3 protein-coding genes are annotated in these 1391 nt (G+C 60.0%); 1 reads left to right on the forward strand and 2 read right to left on the reverse strand.

Features of this window, described 5'->3' with window-relative positions:
- Window positions 1-211, reverse strand: a 211-nt coding sequence (locus BMX16_RS17205) for a hypothetical protein (protein WP_143058102.1), incomplete at its 3' end; no start/stop codon positions are given.
- On the opposite strand from BMX16_RS17205, the gene istB reads away from it, so the two are divergent.
- Window positions 210-1004: an IS21-like element helper ATPase IstB gene (istB, locus tag BMX16_RS17210; protein WP_089906011.1), complete on the forward strand. Its 795-nt coding sequence runs from the start codon at window positions 210-212 to the stop codon at window positions 1002-1004. The genes BMX16_RS17205 and istB overlap by 2 nt on opposite strands.
- 15 nt (window positions 1005-1019) lie before the next feature.
- Here the strand turns inward: istB and BMX16_RS17215 are convergent, their stop codons facing one another.
- The gene (locus tag BMX16_RS17215) at window positions 1020-1250 is read right to left on the reverse strand and encodes a hypothetical protein (protein ID WP_245731749.1); all 231 of its coding nucleotides are present in this window, start codon (window positions 1248-1250) and stop codon (window positions 1020-1022) included.
- Window positions 1251-1391 lie beyond the last annotated feature (141 nt).

The raw sequence follows: 1391 nt of genomic DNA on the forward strand, positions 1-1391 counted from the left end.
TGCAATCTCCTTCTGAAACATCAAAAGGAAACTCGCTCCTCCACCAGCGCAGCGGAACCCTGGAAATCAATGGGACGGGGACGGCGCTTACGGAAAGACGATCGGCGGGCCCGACATCGATACGCCGCAGGCGCTGATCCTTCAGCGCGAACCAGAAGCCAATGTCGAACGCTATGATGGCCTGCGGGCCCGGACCGCCGGAGGTCATCATGCGTCATGATCCCGCCAGCGGCGCCATCATCATCATGCTCCGCAGTCTGAAGATGCACGGCATGGCGCAAGCTGTCACCGACCTCATGGAACAAGGCGCACCAGCATTCGACGCTGCGGTGCCGATGCTTGCCCAGTTGTTGAAGGCTGAGGTCGCAGAACGGGAGGTGCGCTCCATTGCCTATCACATGAAGGCCGCACGCTTCCCGGCTTATAAAGATCTGTCAGGCTTCGACTTTGCGGCCAGTGAGATCAACGAGGCCACTGTAAGGCAGCTGCATCGCTGCGAGTTCATGGATGGTGCCCAGAACGTTGTGCTGATCGGTGGCCCCGGCACCGGCAAAACGCATGTCGCGACAGCCCTTGGCGTGCAGGCTGTCGAACATCACCGCCGCAAGGTTCGCTTCTTCTCGACCATCGAGCTCGTCAACACGCTCGAACAAGAGAAGGCAAAAGGCAAAGCTGGGCATCTTGCCGAAAGCCTCGTCCGCCTGGATCTCGTGATCCTGGACGAACTTGGCTACCTGCCGTTCAGTGCATCAGGCGGCGCGCTGCTCTTCCATCTGCTCAGCAAACTCTACGAGCGCACCAGCGTCGTCATCACCACGAACCTGAGCTTCAGCGAATGGGCCACCGTCTTTGGGGACCCCAAGATGACGACCGCACTCCTCGACCGCCTAACCCACCGTTGCCACATCTTGGAGACCGGAAACGACAGCTTCCGCTTCAAAGCCAGTGCAGCCGTAGCGGCGCAGAACAAGAGGGAGGACAATCATGCATTGACCAAAGCCTGACACCCGAAACATAACTTAAAGGTGGCTCACTTCTCGATGGAAAACCCGGCTCACTTCCGCGTGGAAATCTACATTGATAGCGGCCACTGTGCGGCGGTTGCAGTGCAGAGCGTCACCGGTCACCACCTTGCCCTTGAGCGCAATCAGTCCCAGAGCCTCGATGGCCGCGTCGAGCTCTGTGCCCCGGTCGGCGGTCACTGTCGCCAGCGTGAGGCGCAGCCGCGAGGCATAGGCTGAGACCATCATGCGCGTCCGGGCGGTTGTGTCTCGAATGTGGTGGAAACTCTCTGGCGGTGAGAACGGCGGTGCAAAAGTCGGCCACGGTAGCGGCGGGATGAGCCTGCTGCGGGCGGCTTAAAAGTCGTCCACTTTTACCCTTTCTGGCGA

This window comes from Loktanella fryxellensis (assembly GCF_900110065.1).
In the GTDB taxonomy this organism is placed as follows: Bacteria; Pseudomonadota; Alphaproteobacteria; order Rhodobacterales; family Rhodobacteraceae; genus Loktanella; species Loktanella fryxellensis.